The sequence below is a fragment of the Streptomyces nanshensis genome, from assembly GCF_001751255.1.
GTDB lineage: Bacteria > Actinomycetota > Actinomycetes > Streptomycetales > Streptomycetaceae > Streptomyces > Streptomyces nanshensis_A.
This window is the reverse complement of the sequence record NZ_LJGW01000137.1, coordinates 1-637: the sequence shown is the minus strand read 5'-3', so window position 1 is coordinate 637 and position 637 is coordinate 1. Positions and strand designations below refer to the sequence as shown.

Sequence of the window (637 nt, the reverse complement as noted above, 5' to 3'; positions counted from 1 at the left end):
CTGGTTCCGTCCGGACGAACAGCCGCGCGGCGACGCCGAGTCGGCGGGCGGCGCTGCGGCTCAGCGGGACACCGCTCCAGAGCGGCAGCGGGACGCGGCGTCCGGGTCGGAACGCGGGCCCGGCGCACCGGAGTCGGCGGGACCGGCGGCGCTGCCGGGACTGCCGGGGCTGCCGGGCGAGGGCGTCCAGGACGGGCGGGGCTGGCACTTCCCGTTGCGCTTCGCCGCCACCGACCCCTTCGTACGCGACCATCTGGTCGAGGGCGCCCGTATCGTCCCCGGCGTCGTGGCGCTGGAGGCCGTGACCGCCGCCGCGGCACGTCCCGCTGTGGCCGGTGCCCGTGCCGGTGCGGCGCCGCACATCCGCAACGCGGTGTGGGTGCGGCCGCTGCGCGTGGACGGCCAAGTCCTCGCAACGAGCCTGCGGTNGGTTGACGCCCGCCGGCCCGGAGTCCGGCGGCGGCTACGACTGGGCCGTCACCGACGCCGCGGGCACGCCGTACAGCAGCGGTCGCGTCGAGTACGCCGACGGGCCCGCGCCCGTCGCCACGGACCTGGACGCGCTGCACCGGCGGCACACCCGTCCCGTGGAGGTGGCCGGTGGATACGCGGCGCTGCACGCCAGCGGCATCGAGCA

2 protein-coding genes are annotated in these 637 nt (G+C 77.8%); one reads left to right on the top strand and one right to left on the bottom strand.

The annotated features are described in order from the left end of the window. On the bottom strand, window positions 1–361 hold a 361-nt coding region (locus AN218_RS37985), incomplete at its 3' end, for a hypothetical protein (RefSeq protein ID WP_244900340.1). Between AN218_RS37985 and AN218_RS39020 the strand changes: the two genes are divergently transcribed. Further along, window positions 254–637: hypothetical protein (locus tag AN218_RS39020; protein WP_420855949.1), on the top strand; the 384-nt coding region annotated here is incomplete at its 3' end. The two genes, AN218_RS37985 and AN218_RS39020, sit on opposite strands and share 108 nt — an antisense overlap.